The sequence below is a fragment of the Capnocytophaga granulosa ATCC 51502 genome, from assembly GCF_000411115.1.
Classification (GTDB): Bacteria; Bacteroidota; Bacteroidia; order Flavobacteriales; family Flavobacteriaceae; genus Capnocytophaga; species Capnocytophaga granulosa.
This window is the reverse complement of record NZ_KE150242.1, coordinates 503,672-519,447: the sequence shown is the minus strand read 5'-3', so window position 1 is coordinate 519,447 and position 15,776 is coordinate 503,672. Positions and strand designations below refer to the sequence as shown.

Annotated in this window: 16 protein-coding genes and 1 tRNA gene; 1 reads left to right on the top strand and 16 read right to left on the bottom strand. The window is 41.3% G+C overall.

Translation table 11 applies throughout. The annotated features are described in order from the left end of the window. Positions 1-54: 54 nt before the first annotated feature. The 7 genes from HMPREF9331_RS02285 to HMPREF9331_RS02255 form a co-directional block, all read right to left on the bottom strand. On the bottom strand, positions 55-762 hold the full coding sequence (locus HMPREF9331_RS02285) for an RluA family pseudouridine synthase (RefSeq protein ID WP_016419549.1): 708 nt from the start codon (positions 760-762) through the stop codon (positions 55-57). 4 nt (positions 763-766) lie between these two features. Beyond that, positions 767-1,585 carry a 3-methyl-2-oxobutanoate hydroxymethyltransferase gene (gene panB / locus HMPREF9331_RS02280; protein ID WP_016419548.1) on the bottom strand — a complete coding sequence of 273 codons (819 nt, stop codon included), beginning with the start codon at positions 1,583-1,585 and terminating at the stop codon, positions 767-769. 137 nt (positions 1,586-1,722) lie between these two features. After that, positions 1,723-1,796: transfer RNA gene (locus tag HMPREF9331_RS02275), tRNA-Thr, on the bottom strand. Positions 1,797-1,854: 58 nt separating this feature from the next. After that, positions 1,855-2,817 (bottom strand): homoserine kinase, encoded by a 963-nt coding sequence (locus HMPREF9331_RS02270; protein ID WP_016419547.1) that lies wholly within the window; start codon positions 2,815-2,817, stop codon positions 1,855-1,857. An 11-nt stretch (positions 2,818-2,828) separates the two neighbouring features. After that, a complete protein-coding gene (gene thrA, locus HMPREF9331_RS02265) occupies positions 2,829-5,264 on the bottom strand; it encodes a bifunctional aspartate kinase/homoserine dehydrogenase I (RefSeq protein WP_016419546.1) in 2,436 nt (811 codons plus the stop codon). 264 nt (positions 5,265-5,528) lie between these two features. Next, the gene (locus tag HMPREF9331_RS02260) at positions 5,529-5,906 is read right to left on the bottom strand and encodes a GxxExxY protein (protein WP_016419545.1); all 378 of its coding nucleotides are present in this window, start codon (positions 5,904-5,906) and stop codon (positions 5,529-5,531) included. Between the two features lie 335 nt (positions 5,907-6,241). Beyond that, positions 6,242-6,457 (bottom strand): hypothetical protein, encoded by a 216-nt coding sequence (locus HMPREF9331_RS02255; RefSeq protein WP_040356858.1) that lies wholly within the window; start codon positions 6,455-6,457, stop codon positions 6,242-6,244. A gap of 184 nt (positions 6,458-6,641) precedes the next feature. Between HMPREF9331_RS02255 and HMPREF9331_RS02250 the strand changes: the two genes are divergently transcribed. Further along, positions 6,642-7,403: an endonuclease/exonuclease/phosphatase family protein gene (locus HMPREF9331_RS02250; RefSeq protein ID WP_016419543.1), complete on the top strand. Its 762-nt coding sequence runs from the start codon at positions 6,642-6,644 to the stop codon at positions 7,401-7,403. Between the two features lie 322 nt (positions 7,404-7,725). Here HMPREF9331_RS02250 and HMPREF9331_RS02245 read toward each other — a convergent pair whose 3' ends face one another. From HMPREF9331_RS02245 to cysS, 9 genes are all read right to left on the bottom strand, one after another. Continuing rightward, positions 7,726-7,953, bottom strand: coding sequence for a PspC domain-containing protein (locus HMPREF9331_RS02245; protein ID WP_009641445.1), 228 nt, complete (start codon positions 7,951-7,953; stop codon positions 7,726-7,728). A gap of 3 nt (positions 7,954-7,956) precedes the next feature. Then, a complete protein-coding gene (locus tag HMPREF9331_RS02240) occupies positions 7,957-9,234 on the bottom strand; it encodes a DUF2851 family protein (protein ID WP_016419542.1) in 1,278 nt (425 codons plus the stop codon). Beyond that, complete coding sequence (locus HMPREF9331_RS02235; protein WP_016419541.1) at positions 9,231-10,016, bottom strand: diadenylate cyclase; 786 nt, start codon at positions 10,014-10,016, stop codon at positions 9,231-9,233. Before HMPREF9331_RS02235 ends, HMPREF9331_RS02240 begins: the two co-directional genes overlap by 4 nt. Positions 10,017-10,341: 325 nt before the next feature. Beyond that, complete coding sequence (locus HMPREF9331_RS02230) at positions 10,342-10,962, bottom strand: hypothetical protein (RefSeq protein ID WP_016419540.1); 621 nt, start codon at positions 10,960-10,962, stop codon at positions 10,342-10,344. Positions 10,963-10,967: 5 nt separating this feature from the next. After that, entirely contained in the window at positions 10,968-13,142 is a 2,175-nt protein-coding gene (locus HMPREF9331_RS02225) for an endonuclease MutS2 (protein ID WP_009641347.1), read from the bottom strand. 158 nt (positions 13,143-13,300) lie between these two features. Then, positions 13,301-13,552 carry a hypothetical protein gene (locus tag HMPREF9331_RS02220; RefSeq protein ID WP_016419539.1) on the bottom strand — a complete coding sequence of 84 codons (252 nt, stop codon included), beginning with the start codon at positions 13,550-13,552 and terminating at the stop codon, positions 13,301-13,303. A 52-nt stretch (positions 13,553-13,604) separates the two neighbouring features. Then, the gene (locus HMPREF9331_RS13265) at positions 13,605-13,889 is read right to left on the bottom strand and encodes a hypothetical protein (RefSeq protein ID WP_016419537.1); all 285 of its coding nucleotides are present in this window, start codon (positions 13,887-13,889) and stop codon (positions 13,605-13,607) included. A gap of 28 nt (positions 13,890-13,917) precedes the next feature. Then, complete coding sequence (locus HMPREF9331_RS13260; RefSeq protein ID WP_016419536.1) at positions 13,918-14,241, bottom strand: hypothetical protein; 324 nt, start codon at positions 14,239-14,241, stop codon at positions 13,918-13,920. 56 nt (positions 14,242-14,297) lie between these two features. Further along, positions 14,298-15,776 carry a cysteine--tRNA ligase gene (cysS, locus tag HMPREF9331_RS02210; RefSeq protein WP_009641463.1) on the bottom strand — a complete coding sequence of 493 codons (1,479 nt, stop codon included), beginning with the start codon at positions 15,774-15,776 and terminating at the stop codon, positions 14,298-14,300.

The window sequence follows — 15,776 nt, the reverse complement described above, 5'->3', positions numbered from 1 at the left end:
TGCACAAAGATAGGAAAAAAAAATGGAACTGACAATAAAAAACTCCTTTTTTTATTAGGAGCTTATTAAGGGAATATTTTCTATAAGTTTGGCAAAGGCTTCAGGTAGGGGAGCTGTAAGGCTAAGAGGCTCTTTTTTCACTGGGTGAAGTAGTGTAAGAGCACGTGCATGTAGGCTGATACTTCCATCAGGATTACTTCGCTTTGCTCCATACTTGAGATCCCCTTTGAGAGGACAGCCTAAAGCGGCAAACTGGGCGCGTATCTGGTGATGACGACCTGTAAGCAGATTAATTTCCACTAACAGATAATGGGTAAGAGTAGCTAAAATCTTATAAGTAAGCACCGCTTTCTGGGACTGTGGCTTTTCTGTTTGATAAGCATAGGACTTATTCTGAGAGGTATTGCGCACCAAAAAGTGCATAAGAGTACCCTCGGCAGGGATAGGCTTTTTCTCTATCAAAGCCCAATACTGCTTGCAAACTTCCTCTTTGGTAGCGAAAGCCGCATTGAGACGAGGAAGCGCTTTGGAGGTCTTGGCAAATAGCACTAGGCCAGTGGTAGGTCTGTCCAATCGATGAACGACGCCAAGATAAGCCTCTCCTGCTTTGTGGTATTTCTCCACTAGATAAGCCTTGACAATCTCACTTAAGGGGATATCGCCCGTTTTATCTCCTTGGACGATATCCCCTGCTCTTTTGTTAATGGCTATCAAGTGGTTATCTTCGTAAAGCACTTGTAGGTTCTGGGTGGTTGTCTTCATTCCCTTAGTACTGTTCGCTCTCGTTAGGGAACATTTGTGCCTTTACATCGGTAATATATTGGCTTACCGCTCCTGTCATTAGCTCATGTAGGTTGAGGTATTGGCGTACAAACTTAGGCTTGTAATCCACAAACATACCGAAAAAGTCTTGAGATACAAGCACTTGCCCATCTACCTCATGGCCTGCTCCAATTCCGATAGTAGGCACTGAAAGGCTTTGGGTAACCTCTTTAGCTAAAGCAGCAGGGATTTTTTCCAAGACGATGGCAGAGCAGCCCAATTCTTGTAGGTAATGGGCATCTTCCTTGAGTTTTTGAGCTTCTGCCTGTTCTTTAGCACGGAGTCCATACCCTCCAAACTTATTTATAGACTGAGGTGTAAGTCCTAAGTGACCTATCACAGGGATACCAGCATCCAAGATACGGCGAATACCTTCACCAATTTCTCGTCCGCCCTCCAATTTTACGGCTTGTGCACCACTTTCTTTCATCATACGGATGGCAGAGTCCAAAGCACGCTGTGGGTCGGACTGGTAGGTACCAAAAGGTAAATCGGCCACTACCAAGGCACGAGCGCAAGCACGTACCACTGCTGAAGCGTGGTAGATCATAGCATCCAGCGTCATAGGAAGGGTAGTCTCGTACCCTGCCATTACATTGGCCGCAGAATCACCTACTAAGATGATATCAATTCCAGCTCCGTCAATAATCTTGGCCATGGTATAATCATAGGCGGTAAGCATGGTGATTTTTTCACCTTTGGCTTTCATAGCATGTAGTGTTTGTACAGTTACACGCTTGGTTTCTTTTTTTGAAACAGACATTATTTTTAATTGTTAATTGTCAATTGTCAATTATTAATTCTTATGCCGCTGCTCATTTTTCATTCTTTAGCGGTGTGCAAAGATACGATATCTTAGCCATAAAAGCAAAAAAAGCTGTCAATTATTGACAGCTTTAGAGCCGGTAGAGGGATTCGAACCCACGACCCCGAGATTACAAATCACGTGCTCTGGCCAACTGAGCTATACCGGCGATTTTGCGGGTGCAAAGTTACAACTTTTTTCTGAACCAACAAAAGGATTTTTTGTTTTTATTCATCAAATTGTGCTATTCTACATCCTTTACCATTGGCTAAGTCTTCTATAAAGGAAAGGGTTTCAATGCCTTGTCCTGCATATATCTTATGCAATTCAGCGAGAATATGCTCGGCTACAGTGTGAGACTCAGCAAGTGCAAAGACAGATGGACCAGACCCTGAAATACCAAAAGTAATCCCGCCTGCAGCAAGAGTGGCCTCTTTCATCTCGTCAAAATAAGGAATGAGTATTTTGCGGGAAGGTTCTACCAAGAAGTCTTTGGTAGCTTTTCTAAGCAGGTCGTAATTCTCTTGGTATAAACCACTTACAAAAGCACCCATGGCAGATACCTGCTTGGAAACAATATCCAAGGATACATGTCGGGAGACGATGCTACGAGCCGAAGCGGTATTGACCTCTATATTAGGAAAGAAGGATACGGCATGCAGCCCCTTAGGTAGCGGCAAGCGTATGGGTTTGTTTTGATACAAGAGCACAATACCTCCAAGAATAGCAGGAGAGACATTGTCATAATGAGCTGACCCACAAGCTGCGCGTTCGCCTTCAGCAGCAAAGGGCAAGAGTTCCTCCAAAGAAAAAGGATTGCCCATAAGGGTATTGTAAGCGAAAGCAGCTGCTGCACTGCTGGCACTACTAGAACCCAAGCCACTACCAGAGGCAAAACCTTTGCGGATACGAACATCTACATATAAAGGGTTTTCCAATTGTGCTTGCATGGCCGCAATGACCACAGTACAAGAATTCTTCTCCACAGCATAGGGCAGGGGAGTAGCACTTTCAATAAAGGTGATTTTGTTCTGCTGGGTGCCATTGGGAGTAACCTCAACCCTGTCTCCAACTGTGGAGAGGGAGATACCTAAAACATCAAAGCCTACATTGACATTGGCAATGGTTGCAGGGGCGAAACCACAAACGGTTTCTTGTATAGGGTTTGCTTTTCTAAGCGACTGATTCATATTAATTTGAATTATTTTTGTTTGTTAGCCACATACATTACATCGGAGAGGACGCCACTGGCCGTTACCTTAGCCCCTGCTCCAGCCCCCTTAATAACAAGGGGTTCAGTTGGGTACATATCGGTATAAAAGGCTACGATATTATCCTTTCCGTCCAATTGGTAGAAAGGAGAAGTAGCGGGGATCTGTTGTAGGGAGACTTTGATATCCCCCTCTAAGAGTTGTGCCACTACATTGAGCTTAGCTCCTTTGCTTTGTGCGCTGTGGTATAGGTCTTGGAAGAAAGCCTCATTCTTTTCCAATACCTCATAGAAAGCTTCTACAGAAGGGGTTTCCAAGGATTTTTCAGGGAGGAAGCTCTCGAAGACCACTTCGCTCATTTCCTTGCGATAACCCGCCTCGCGGGAGAGGATTAGAATCTTTCGGATCACGTCCAAACCACTGAGGTCTATACGAGGATCAGGTTCGGTATAACCTTCTCTTTGTGCCTGCTTTACAATCTCCACAAAAGGCGTAGTGGCATTGTAGTGATTGAAGATAAAGTTCAGACTTCCAGAGACTACGGCATCGATACGGCGAACGGTGTCCCCACTAAGCAAGAGATTCTGTAAGGTCTTGATGATAGGCAAGGCTGCCCCAACAGAGGTTTCGTATTGGAAATCACAGTTTTGGTTCTTGACCAATTCCATAAGGGCTGTGTATTGTTCCAAGGGAGCACTTCCTGCAATTTTGTTGCAGGTAACCACTGAGATAGACTTACGAATGAGTTGGGGGTAAAGAGCTGCTACCTCAGCCGAAGCGGTATTATCTACCACAATACTGTTACGCCTATTGGTTGCGATAATCAGTTCGGCCAGAGCGGTAGGCGTGTCATAGGAGATAGCTTTTCCAGCGGAAAGTGCCCCCAATGCTTCTTGGGGTAATCCCTCGTCGGAAAATACATATTGGCGCGAGTTGGCGACCATCACCACGCGAAGATCCACTTTTTGGTGCTTGCGGAAATATTCCTGTTGCTTATAGACAATATCAATAAACTGACCGCCTACATTGCCTGCCCCAATAATAAAGAGGTGTACTCGCTTAATCACCTCTTGGAAGAGGCGCTCGTGTACCACATTGACCGCCTTGTGTTCGTCACGGGCATCAATCACTACAGAGATATTGCGTTCGGAAGCCCCCTGAGCAATAGCCTGAATATTAACCCCATTGGCACCCAAGGCACTGAATACCTTACCACTAAGGCCTGTTTGGTGATTCATATTGTCCCCGATAAGGGCTAAGATTACGTGGTTATCAGTACGTTCTATAGGATTGATGAGGGAGCCTATTTCTTGGGCAAATTCATGCTCCAAGGCCTCTTTGGCACTCTTGGCGTCACTGGTTTTGATTCCGAAACAGATACTCTGTTCGGAGCAACTCTGGGTGATGAGAATCACATTCACATCGGCCTGTTCGAGGGCTTGGAAGACACGGCGGGCACTTCCCTTGGTACCTGCTAGCCCGATTCCTGAAATGGTAATCATACTGATGTCACTCAGGGTAGAAACGCCTAACACTTTATCGGTATGTCCTTGGGTAGCCACATGGATACGAGTACCCTTTTCTTCGGGAGCTAAAGTATTGAGCAAAAGCACAGGAATCTTCTTTTCCATAGCAGGACGAATAGCAGGAGGGTAGATCACCTTGGCTCCGAAATAGGCCATCTCAAAAGCCTCTTCGTAGCTCATTTGGGAGATCACTTTGGTATTCTTAACCAACTTAGGGTTAGCATTTTGCATACCATTGACATCGCTCCATAGTTCCACCTGCTTAGCCCCTAAGCAATAGCCATAGATAGAGGCTGTATAGTCCGAACCACCCCGACCGAGTACCACCAATTCCCCCGTAGGGTTAGCAGCGATATAGCCAGGGGCGATATAAGAGGCAGTAGTATCAATCTCACGCATACGCTGCTCTGTTTGAGCGAAATCCACTACTGCATTGAGAGGGTCACCATCGGCTACAATATATTTTTCTGAAGGCAAGTAGCCAACATGTACGCCCTCTTGGTTGAGGTATTCGCAGATAATAAAAGCAGAGAGTAGTTCGCCCTGAGCCATAATACGCGCCTTGGTACGCTCGGAGAGTTCTCCTAAGGTACAGATGCTATTACACAGATTTTCAAGTCCGAGCACCGTTTTTCCAATATGTACTAATGCGTTGGTTTGTTTGTTGATATGCAAGAGAGATTTAGCCATAGAGATATGCCTTTCCTTAAGTGCTTCAAGGATAGGTTGGTGTGTATTTTTTAAGGCATTTTCCCCTAAGGATTGTAGGGTATTGGTAACTCCAGAAAAGGCAGAGACGACCATGATAAAGGGTTCTGTTTGCTTTTTTACAATCTGCACCACACGTTGCAAATTCTCTACTGAGCCCACTGAGGAGCCTCCAAACTTAATTAGTAACATATTATATTGTGTAAATTTTTTATTGATTTGTTGCTTTAAAATTTTAACAGACTATATAAGGTCAAGACCTTATTAGGATTTTTCTCCCACGGATTTTACGGATAACACGGATTTTTCTTATAGTTGTGTAATATAGTTCGTTGTGATTTTCACGGATTATATAAGGTCAAGACCTTATTAGGATTTTTCTCCCACGGATTTTATAGAAGGAATAAAGATAGAAAAACTATAACTTATTTATATTAAACTCACGTTATATCAAATTCATGTTAAATTAATCTTTCTAAATATTCCGTTATTTATATTTTCTTCGTTAAAATTTACTAATATACCTAATTTTAATTGGGTTATCTTTAGATAATTCAAAAGTTGTTTATGATGAATAGGTTTTAGTTCTTCTACAGATTTCACCTCTATAATAGCTTTATCTTCAACCAATAAATCAAGTCTAAAAGCAACATCTAAGGTTATTTCTTTATAAAGAACAGGAAGAGCTACCTCTTTGCAAACTTTCAAACCTCTCCTCTCAAGCTCATACTTCAAAGCATTGGTATATACACTCTCTAATAAGCCAATGCCTAAATAGTTATAGACTTCGTAAATAGCTCCTCTAATCTTATAAGAAAGGTCTTCCTCTATCATTTTCCTAAATATTATGTTTGATTAGACATCCTTCTAAATTATATAAAAATCTCTTACAGATTTTACGGATGACACAGATTTTTTCTATAGCTGTGTAATAGTTTTTTGTGATTTACACGGATTATAAGACCTCGGTCTTATTAGATTTTCTCCCACGGATTTTACGGATGACACAGATTCTTTCTATAGTTGTGTAATAGTTTTTTGTGACTTACACAGATAAATAAGGCCAAAGGCCTTATAATGATCCGTGTAAATTAAAATAATTATCCTTAATTCTCTATTATCATTCTCTCCGTGAAAATCCGTGAAATCTGTGGGAAAAAATAGTTTTATTAAGAAATAATAGTTCTATTAATTCTAAAATAGTCTTTGATTCCAAAGAAAATGCGACCTTGGTCATCTTTGATAGCTATTTCATCTCCGATAAATGGGTTTTTAAAGATTTTAATTACTATTCCTGAAATCCATTCTTTTAATAAAGTAAGTTCAGGTGACACTTCCACAATGTCTCCTACCTTAAAAGTTTCTTTGGTATTTTCTTTTTTCATAAGAAACAATAATTGAGGGCAAAGATACAACTTTTTACTGACAAAAGTCAAGTGATTACTGACAAATTTTTAAAGTGAAGAATAATAACTTAGTAATTGAACTTACATTTACTACTAATATCAGTTTGGAAGAATAACAATTAATTTTGTATATTTGTAGCTAATAAGAACAATTCTTTTTGTTATGTATAAAATAGCTACTTGGAATGTAGAACGCCCTAAAAAAGGAACTGAGAAAACAGCTCTTGTTATGGAGAAAATCGAAGAGATTAATGCAGATATTTTAGTTCTTACTGAAAGTGCTGTTAGTATGTCATTGGCTGAACTATATCCTTTTTCTGTACATTCATTAGCCTATGAAAGGACTCCAGAAGAACTCTGGGTTTCTATTTTTTCTAAATGGAAAATTACGAAACAAATAGAAACTTTTGATAATTTTCGGACAGCATGTGCTGTTGTAGAAACTCCTTTTGGAAAAGTAATAGTATTTGGAACTATTATTCCCTATCATCAAGCAGGAGTATCGGGGGTAAGATATGGGTGCTTGGGCTACAAACAATGGGAATATCATGAAAAAGATTTGCATCAACAAGCTAAAGAATGGGGGCGTATTCTTGAGCAAGAGGGCTTGCCTATACTTGTAATGGGAGATTTCAATCAAAGTAGATATAATAATCAAGGATATGGTACTGAAAAAGTAAGACAGATACTTTCTGACTACCTTAGCCAATTGGATTTGACTTGTATAACAGAGTGTGATCTTTCTTCTTTCTTACATATTGACCCTATCAAACATAAGGTAAGAAACAATATTGAACATATTTGCATTTCCAATACTTTTATAAGGAAGGTAAAAGGATATCAGGTAGGTGCTTGGGATCACTTCACTGAACAAGGTAAGTATATGTCCGATCATAATGGAGTCTTTGTCAGTTTTGAAATGTGAGATAAGAATTATAAATATTCTGATAACTAAGTTGTTATAAAAGAAAAAACAGGAGGGATTGCTTCCTGTTTTTTTTAGTTAAGAGTATAGCTTATAATGCGAATCAATTGTTAAAAATATCTGTATAATATAATTCTTTAAGACGCAATAAATTGCGTCTCTACGGATGACTATACTCATCAGGAGTTGTCTTGGCCAGCGCTTGTGTAGAGACGCAATTTATTGCTTCTTAGAAAGTTAGCAAAAATATTTTAACTATATAGGAGGGCATTTTATTAGTGCCTAAAAATAAAGTATCCATTTTTGAATTCTCCCTAAAAAGTTACAAATCAAATACGGAGCTACGCTTTCTTCTGATCAGGTCTTTGATCTTGAGGGCAAAAGCGAAGGCGAAGTAAAGCCCAAAGCCTGCTCCAAAGATAAAACTGATATAGATAAAGAACAAGCGCACATACTTGACCCGTAACCCTAAGCGTTCGGCCAAGCGGGTGGAGACATTGAAACCATTGCGTTCGAAGAAGATGCGTATAGAGGTAAAGGTTGTGTTCATAGGTTACTTTTTTAGGAGGGCTTGGCCTACTTGACAGGCCATACAAGCGTGTTTGTTGCAATATTTCTTATATAGCTGGAGAATGGCTTGGCTTTCCAAGGCATTGGTGTTGGGCAAAAGGAGCTTTTCCCAACGCTCCAATATGCTATTGTGTTCAGGGGGCGTGGCACGCATCTTGGCTTTGCAGTCGGCTAAGGTGTCTTTGCTGTGGGAGCGAGCAAAAGCATATTGTATAGGCACGATGGTGTTGATCCACAAGTTGGCTATCTGTGCGGGGGTGATGCGCTTGCTGCTTTCCTTACTCTCTTTGCCAAAAGAAAAATGATTTTTCCAATAGGAGGAAGGGGTAATCTTGGCAAACAGGTCAAGGGCTTGTTCATAGGAATCCAACGACATACATCGGTCAAAGAGAGAAAATTCTTCATGATATAGAGCGGCTATCTGAGCTAGGCGAATGGTAGGGAAGTTGGGTGGCCGTAGTTTGGCAAACTGTACCTTGAACAAGGCAGGAGGCAATGTATACTTATGCACTAAATACTGGTATTCCTGTTGCAAGGAGCGGTAGTAAGGGCAACCGATGTCAGTTGCTTCCAAAAGGCGTAACTGCCCCATAAGGAGCGCTTCCAGCTGGGGGAGGTCATGCATCTGCTTGCGAATCACCGAAAAGGGGAGTTGCTTGCCCGCTTCCCAAAAGGCCTCTCCGTTGATATTGCCCCCGAAGCTACTGAGTAGCCGTAGGAAAAAGACCGCTTCCCAATCCTGCTGTGTCTGCTGTAAGAGTTCTAAAATAGGAGAGGCTTTCTCCTTGAGTCGTTCTGTATAGAGGCGATCTAACCAATTGGTAATAAGATGATTAGATAACGTATTTATTTGTTTTTCGCAAGGGATAAAGGAGGCTTGCGACTGTTGTAAGTGTGTATATTTCTCTACCAAATCGGGGGAGATAATCGTTTTGAGTTCTAAAGTAGGAATTATATTTTGCTGAAAATCAAACACTTCTATATCGTGCTCCCAGACCACATGGAGAATTACATTGCCATAGGCAGGATCCTGTTCGTGGTGATGGGCGTACCACTGAGAAGAAGCCGTATGTAGTTCCACATTGCCCGCCCACTGGAGCGTACCGATACGCAGGCGTGCATTGAAAAAGTCAGGACCTCCATAGGGGTTGGTCTCTCCATAGGAGAGAATATCCAGCCGTTCCCCATTGGAAAGAGAGAGGGGAGCGGTAGGCAGCAGGTGCTGGCCCCAAAGGTATTGTAGGAAATCCTCACGTATCATTTGGAAAGGGCTTCGGTTAGGATAGCAACCAGCTCACTATCGGAGCTATAGGGAACAAACTCACTATTGTTGATATAAGATATTTTTCCTGTCTCTTCGGAAACTACCAAGGCTAGGGCATCGGTTTTTTCGGTGATAGAGACTGCCGCACGGTGTCTGAGGCCATATTCCTTAGGAATCACACTCTGTCCTACCACAGGTAGAATCACACGAGTAGCCACGATAAAGCCGTTTTGTACCACAATAGCCCCATCATGCAAGGGACTGTTTTTATAGAAAATACTCTCTAAAATAGGTTGGTTTAGCTCAATATTCATCTTGTCGCCCGTGGCACGAACAAACTCTAAAGACTGGTTGCGCTCCAAGATAATGAGTGCTCCTGTACGTTCGTCTCCCATCTTGCGACAGGCAGAAACAAGCGTCTCGCACATGTGAGCTATGACCGTATCCTCTGAAGTTTTCTTTAGAGAAAGCTTCTTGAGGAGGTTTTTGCTGTTGAGTACATTGGTAGAGCCGAGTACCAAGAGGAACTTGCGAATCTCCTGTTGAAAGACAACAATCAGGGCAAAGAAGCCTACATTGATAAACTGGCCTAAGATACTGCTGACCAGCTCCATCTTGACAATCACGGTGAGTTTCCAAATGACAAAGATGATCACAATACCCAAAAAGATACTAATGGCTACCGTACCCTTGAGCAGGCGATAGATGTAGTACAATATCAAGCCTACTAAGACGATGTCCAAGAAATCTACGAATTTGAAGTTTAGAAAGTCAAACACTTTTATAATTGTTAATTGTTAATTGTCAATTGTAAGGTATTTAAGTTTCGCAAGTCGTTTTTAGGTTGCTATTGAAATTGTAAGTAACTGATAAACAATTATTTGTAAAAACCTCCCCCCAACCCCCCTCCAAAGGGGGAGCTTTAAGAGCGTTGAAATGGTCTAATTTGTTTATTAAATTAGAAAATTTCCCTTTTATAACTTATTGAACCTCTACTACTTACTAACTCCCCCCTTGAGGGGGGGTAGGGGGGATATTTTGAGAATCAGTTGATTACAGAGCTTGCGAAACTTAAGTAAGGCATTGGTCACCGACCTTTAGTCACTAGTCATTGATCATTATTCTTGTGATAGGGCCATCGGTTTGTTGATGCAACATTGTATAATAAATATCTACAAACTGCTGGAAGGTCATATCACCACTGAAAATCCAAATATAAAAAACATTCTTATACACGCCAAACTCATTCCATGGTGTTTTTTCTCCTTTGTTTTCTTTCAGACGAAAGCCGTCAGGATATACAAATATGGGTGTATTTCCATATTCAGACATTTTCTGAGGATCGTAGGGAAGGAGTGTAAGGTTGGTTACGTCCATAAAGCCTAAACACTTATGAGGTATATCGGCTAAAGAAATATAAAGATGTGCATCGGGGTTGCTATGAGGGTTGCGAGGGTTTGTTCGCTTCTCTTGGAGCTTGATAAAAAGCGGAGCTACCTTATGGAGCTTATTCCGTTTGTCAATATGAAGCACCCAGTTGGTGGAGCTAATCAGGCCATTGGCATTGAGCTTAGCCTCTCCTGTTGATTCCTCATAGGAGATATACACCTGAGAGTAATCCTCCACAGAGGTAATCTTAGTATCCTGTACCTGTGGAAGTTGCATTTGTTTTTTCTGACACCCTAAGAGTAATAGGGTAGCTAAGATAATGATAAACCGATTCATAGGTGTTATTTTTTCTTTACTTTTTCTACCAATTCCAACTGAGAGAGGGCAGTGAGGGTCGTAAAGATTCCATAATTAATCAGTGCTTTGTCTTTCTCAATCTTATCAATCACCCCAACGGATTTGCTATCTTTAATACGTACGCGATCGCCCTCTTTTAAGGCCTGTAATTGAGCTATTTTTTCCTGTTTTTGAGAGTGTTCGCGTGCTTTCTTCTCTATTTTCTTCTGTTGGCGAACGGCTTCTATTTCCTTGTGTAACTGCTCTTGGGCAAGTTTCTTTTGAGCTTCTTCGGCTTCTTTTTCCTTTTTGCTCTTGGCTTTTCGCTTGCTGTTTTCCGTCTCTACAATCTTGAGAAATTCGGAGATAAGAGGGCGGCGCTTCTTATCCTCAAAATAGCGTTCGGCAATTTCATTGATCTTGCTGCCGAGATAGATAAACTTCTGATTTTGGTCGTAGAGTTCCTGATAGGAAGAGAGTTTGCTTTGTATCTTGTTATTAAGCGTCTCCAAGCGCTTGGCTTCCTCGCGAGTTCTGACCTCCTCTTCCTTAAGAGAAGAAGTTGTTTTTTCCATTTGCGAACGCTCCTTTTGTAGCTTGGCGATAGTAGCATCGAATCGGACTTTGCCTTTTTCTATACGCTTTTTAGCCCTATTAATCAGGCTATAAGGAATGCCGTTTTTCTGAGCTACCTCAAAGGTAAAGGAACTACCTGCTTCCCCCACAATAAGTTTGTAGATAGGCTCTAGGGTCTTATCATTGAAAAGCATATTGGCATTGGTAGCGTAAGGGAGTTCGTTGGCCAATATTTTCAGATTGGCATAATGGGTTGTAATCACCCCGAAAGCCTTTCGGTGGTAGAACTCTTCCAAGAATATTTCCGCCAAAGCCCCTCCTAGTTCTGGGTCACTTCCTGTTCCAAACTCATCAATAAGGAAAAGGGTGGTCTCATTGCATTTCCTCAAGAAATAATTCATATTTTTGAGCCGATAACTGTAGGTACTTAGGTGATTTTCAATAGATTGGTTATCCCCAATATCGGTTAAGATATGGGAGAAAATAGGCAATTTGCTCAAGCGGTGGACAGGTAGGAGTAAGCCTGTTTGGAACATTAGTTGTAGCAGCCCAATGGTCTTGAGCGTAATACTCTTTCCGCCTGCATTAGGGCCTGAAATAACAATAATACGTTGCTGGTCATCTAAGCGAATGGTTTGCGGGAAAGTTTGTTTGCCTTTCTTAGCATTGCTTAGCAAAAGTAAAGGATGATAAGCCTCCCGAAGCTCCAGCACTCGCTCTTGGGTTAGTTCAGGCAAGAGAGAATGGGTCTCTTTGGCAAAGTAAGCCTTGGCCGCAATCACATCTATCCCGACTAAGTAATCCTGCTCCTGGGAGAGTAACTCGGCAAAAGGGCGTAAAGTATTGGTAAGTCTCAGCAAGATACGCCTTATCTCCTCCCTTTCCTCATGCAGCAGGTGAGAGAGTTCGCGCGAATACTGTTCGGTAACCAAAGGCTCTATATAGATGATGCTTCCTGTCTTGGAACTTCCCAGAACAGTACCGCGTACCTTGCGCTTATAGGCCGCTTTGACAGCCAGCACACGCCTATTTTCCACTACCGTCTCACGGATATCGTCCAAGTAGTCCAAGGCATTGTACTCGGAGAGGGCACGGGAGAAACTTTGGTTGATTTTCCCCTTGAGCGTTCCTATCTCGGCACGTACTTGGTAGAGCTTTTCAGAGGCATCGGACTTGATTTCGGCAAACTTATCCAAGACACTATCAATAGCCCCGATGATCTCTTCCGTATAGGGAATATCTTTAGAAAGTGTAGCCAAAGTAGGGTAGTAGTCCAAGAACTTCTTGAAAAACAACAAATGTGCATTGACCGTCAGGCTCAACGCACGTATTTTGGCAAACGAATGAGGTTCTAACAAACTGTTTTCTATTCCTAAGAAGCGAATTTCATGGTCAATCTCCTCAAAGTTATGAGAAGGAATATAGTTTTGTGTCTCCAAGGAGGTTAGGTACTCATTGGTTTGGTGTAGGAGTGTAGTGATTACTTCCCTATTAATCAAAGGCTTTAGCGCAAGCACCCTTTCTTTTCCTTTGGGAGTGAGGGTGTGCGCAGCAACTAAAGCTAAAAGGGCAGGAAATTCTAAGTCCTCCAGAGTCTTTTTCATAATGACAAATGACAAGTGACAAGTGACTAATCTTTATAATATATAAGTCATTCTCACTTTGTTTAATATATTTTTAAATTCTAAATTTACAAATATTTTATAAATAAAATTCCTGTAAAATATTCTTTTCTTTGTTTTGTTGTATTGATAATGATAGATTAGTAGACAAGTTCGCTTACTTTTCTACCTTTATAGACCCCTTTTTCAATCTGCCAACAAACCTTATAAGGGCGCTCCGCATAATTATTATTTGCTACTATATAGAGAATATCGCTTTCCTTGTCATAATAGACGGAATTATGGTCTGTAAGGAAAGTAGGTTCATACAAATCGCTATAAGCATCTTTAGGTAGGGACACTCGTTTTCCGTGAATGTTTACCTCAATACTTCTATATTCTGTAGTTGGCATTTTACCATCAGTACCATATCACTTATGAGTAAAAGTAGGACAACAAAGAATTTCATTTTTCTTTAAATTTGATAGTTATTAAAAAATAATGTGGAATTTTGAAATGCAATCCGAATTCCTCAGGAATTATTTCTGATTGAACTACTTTACAATAAGATTTTGTCCCATCTGCATTCATGCTTGGGGTAATAATAGCCAAAATGGGTATATCTCTATCTAAATTACCTGAAATAAACCATTCTTTTTCTGATCCAAAAAAATCTTTTAACACATACCAATCAGCATTGTCTTTCAATTCATTATATACTTTAGCACTGCTAAAATGCGTTCCTTTCACAACAGATTTTAGTTTTCCCTCAGAGATTTTAAAAAAAGAACTTTAAGGATAATTCTTTTGAATTATTCCTGAAAAATTCCATCTCTGAGGAATCAAAAAGGAGCTTTGTATTTGTCTTTTCTCCATGGGTAAACTCCTGTATATTAATTTCATAATGTTTTCCTTCAAGAGGAGTTCCTTCAAAAATTAACTGTTCAGAGTAGATGTTTTCGAAATCCATTAATTCTTGAATTTCTTTATCCTTACTCCCATAAGCATAGGTTACTTTTATATTTTGTGATAATGCAATATTAGATATAAAAGTAATCAGACAAAAAACTAATATCTGTACTTGTTTATAATATAAATTCATTATGTGTCCATATTTTATAAACCTAGTCCTTAATAATTAGTTCCTTATATTTTTATCTAAATTACACTGTAGGTAGTTCCTTCTTTGCCATCCTTGAGCTGGATACCGAGTGCTAAGAGTTCATCTCGAATCTTGTCAGAGAGCGCGAAGTCCTTATTGGCACGGGCTTCCATACGCATATTGATCAGCAGCTGGAGCACTCCATCGAGCTTGTCGTTATTTCCTGCAGATTGCTCTTCACTTCTTAGCCCCAGTACATCAAAAACAAAAGCATTCATGAGGGTTTGTAGCTCTTTGAGTTCGCTGATAGCGATTTTTTCTTCCCCGCTTTTCACTTGGAAGATCCACTTGACTGCCTCAAAGAGGTGAGCAATGAGGATAGGGGAGTTGAAATCGTCCAAAAGGGCATCATAACACTTTTGTTTCCACTCAGCTATAGGTAGGGAAGTGGGCTGTTCAAGGTCAGTGGTAAGCTCATTGACTGTCTTTACTGCTTCCATAAGTCGGGCAAAGCCCTTTTCGGCAGCGAGCATCGCCTCATTGGAGATGTCCAATACGCTACGATAGTGCGCTTGCATAAAACAGAAACGAATCACTGCAGGAGCGAAAGGCTTCTCAAAGAAAGTATTATCGCCAGAGACCAGTTGCATAGGCAGAATGTAATTGCCTGTGGATTTGCTCATACGCTGTCCGTTCATGGTGAGCATATTGGCATGCATCCAGTAGCGTACAGGACTTTCTCCATGTCCTGCCTTGCCTTGGGCAATTTCACACTCATGGTGTGGAAACTTCAGATCCATACCCCCTCCGTGTATATCAAACTGATTGCCAAGATACTTGGTGCTCATCACGGTACACTCCAAGTGCCAGCCAGGGAAGCCATCCCCCCATGGGGAAGCCCAGCGCATGATATGTGCAGGGGAGGCCTTTTTCCATAGGGCAAAGTCCTGAGGGTTACGCTTTTCCCCTTGTCCGTCCAAATCACGGGTATTGGCAAAAAGCTCTTCTATGTTTCTTCGAGAGAGCTCGCCATAGTTGAGTCCGCGCTTGTTATACTCTATGACATCAAAGTACACCGAACCGTTGCTCTCATAGGCAAAACCATCCTTTAGGAGCTTTTCGGTCAGTTGTATTTGTTCCAAGATATGTCCTGTAGCGGTAGGCTCAATAGTGGGGGGGAGGAGGTTAAATAGCTCCAATACCTTATGGAAATCCACGGTGTATTTCTGTACAATCTCCATAGGTTCGAGTTTTTCAAGACGGGATTGCTTTACGAAGCGGTCGTTATTCACGTCGCCATCGTCGGTAAGGTGCCCCGCATCGGTGATGTTGCGCACGTAGCGTACCTTGTACCCTAGGAACTTGAGGGAACGATAGATAAAGTCAAATGACATAAAGGTACGTACATTGCCCAAGTGTACATTGCTATACACTGTAGGGCCACATACATACATACCTACATTATTATCATGTAGGGGAGTGAATAGTTCTTTTTCTCCTGTGAGAGAATTAAATATTTTTAGTTGATGTGTCAT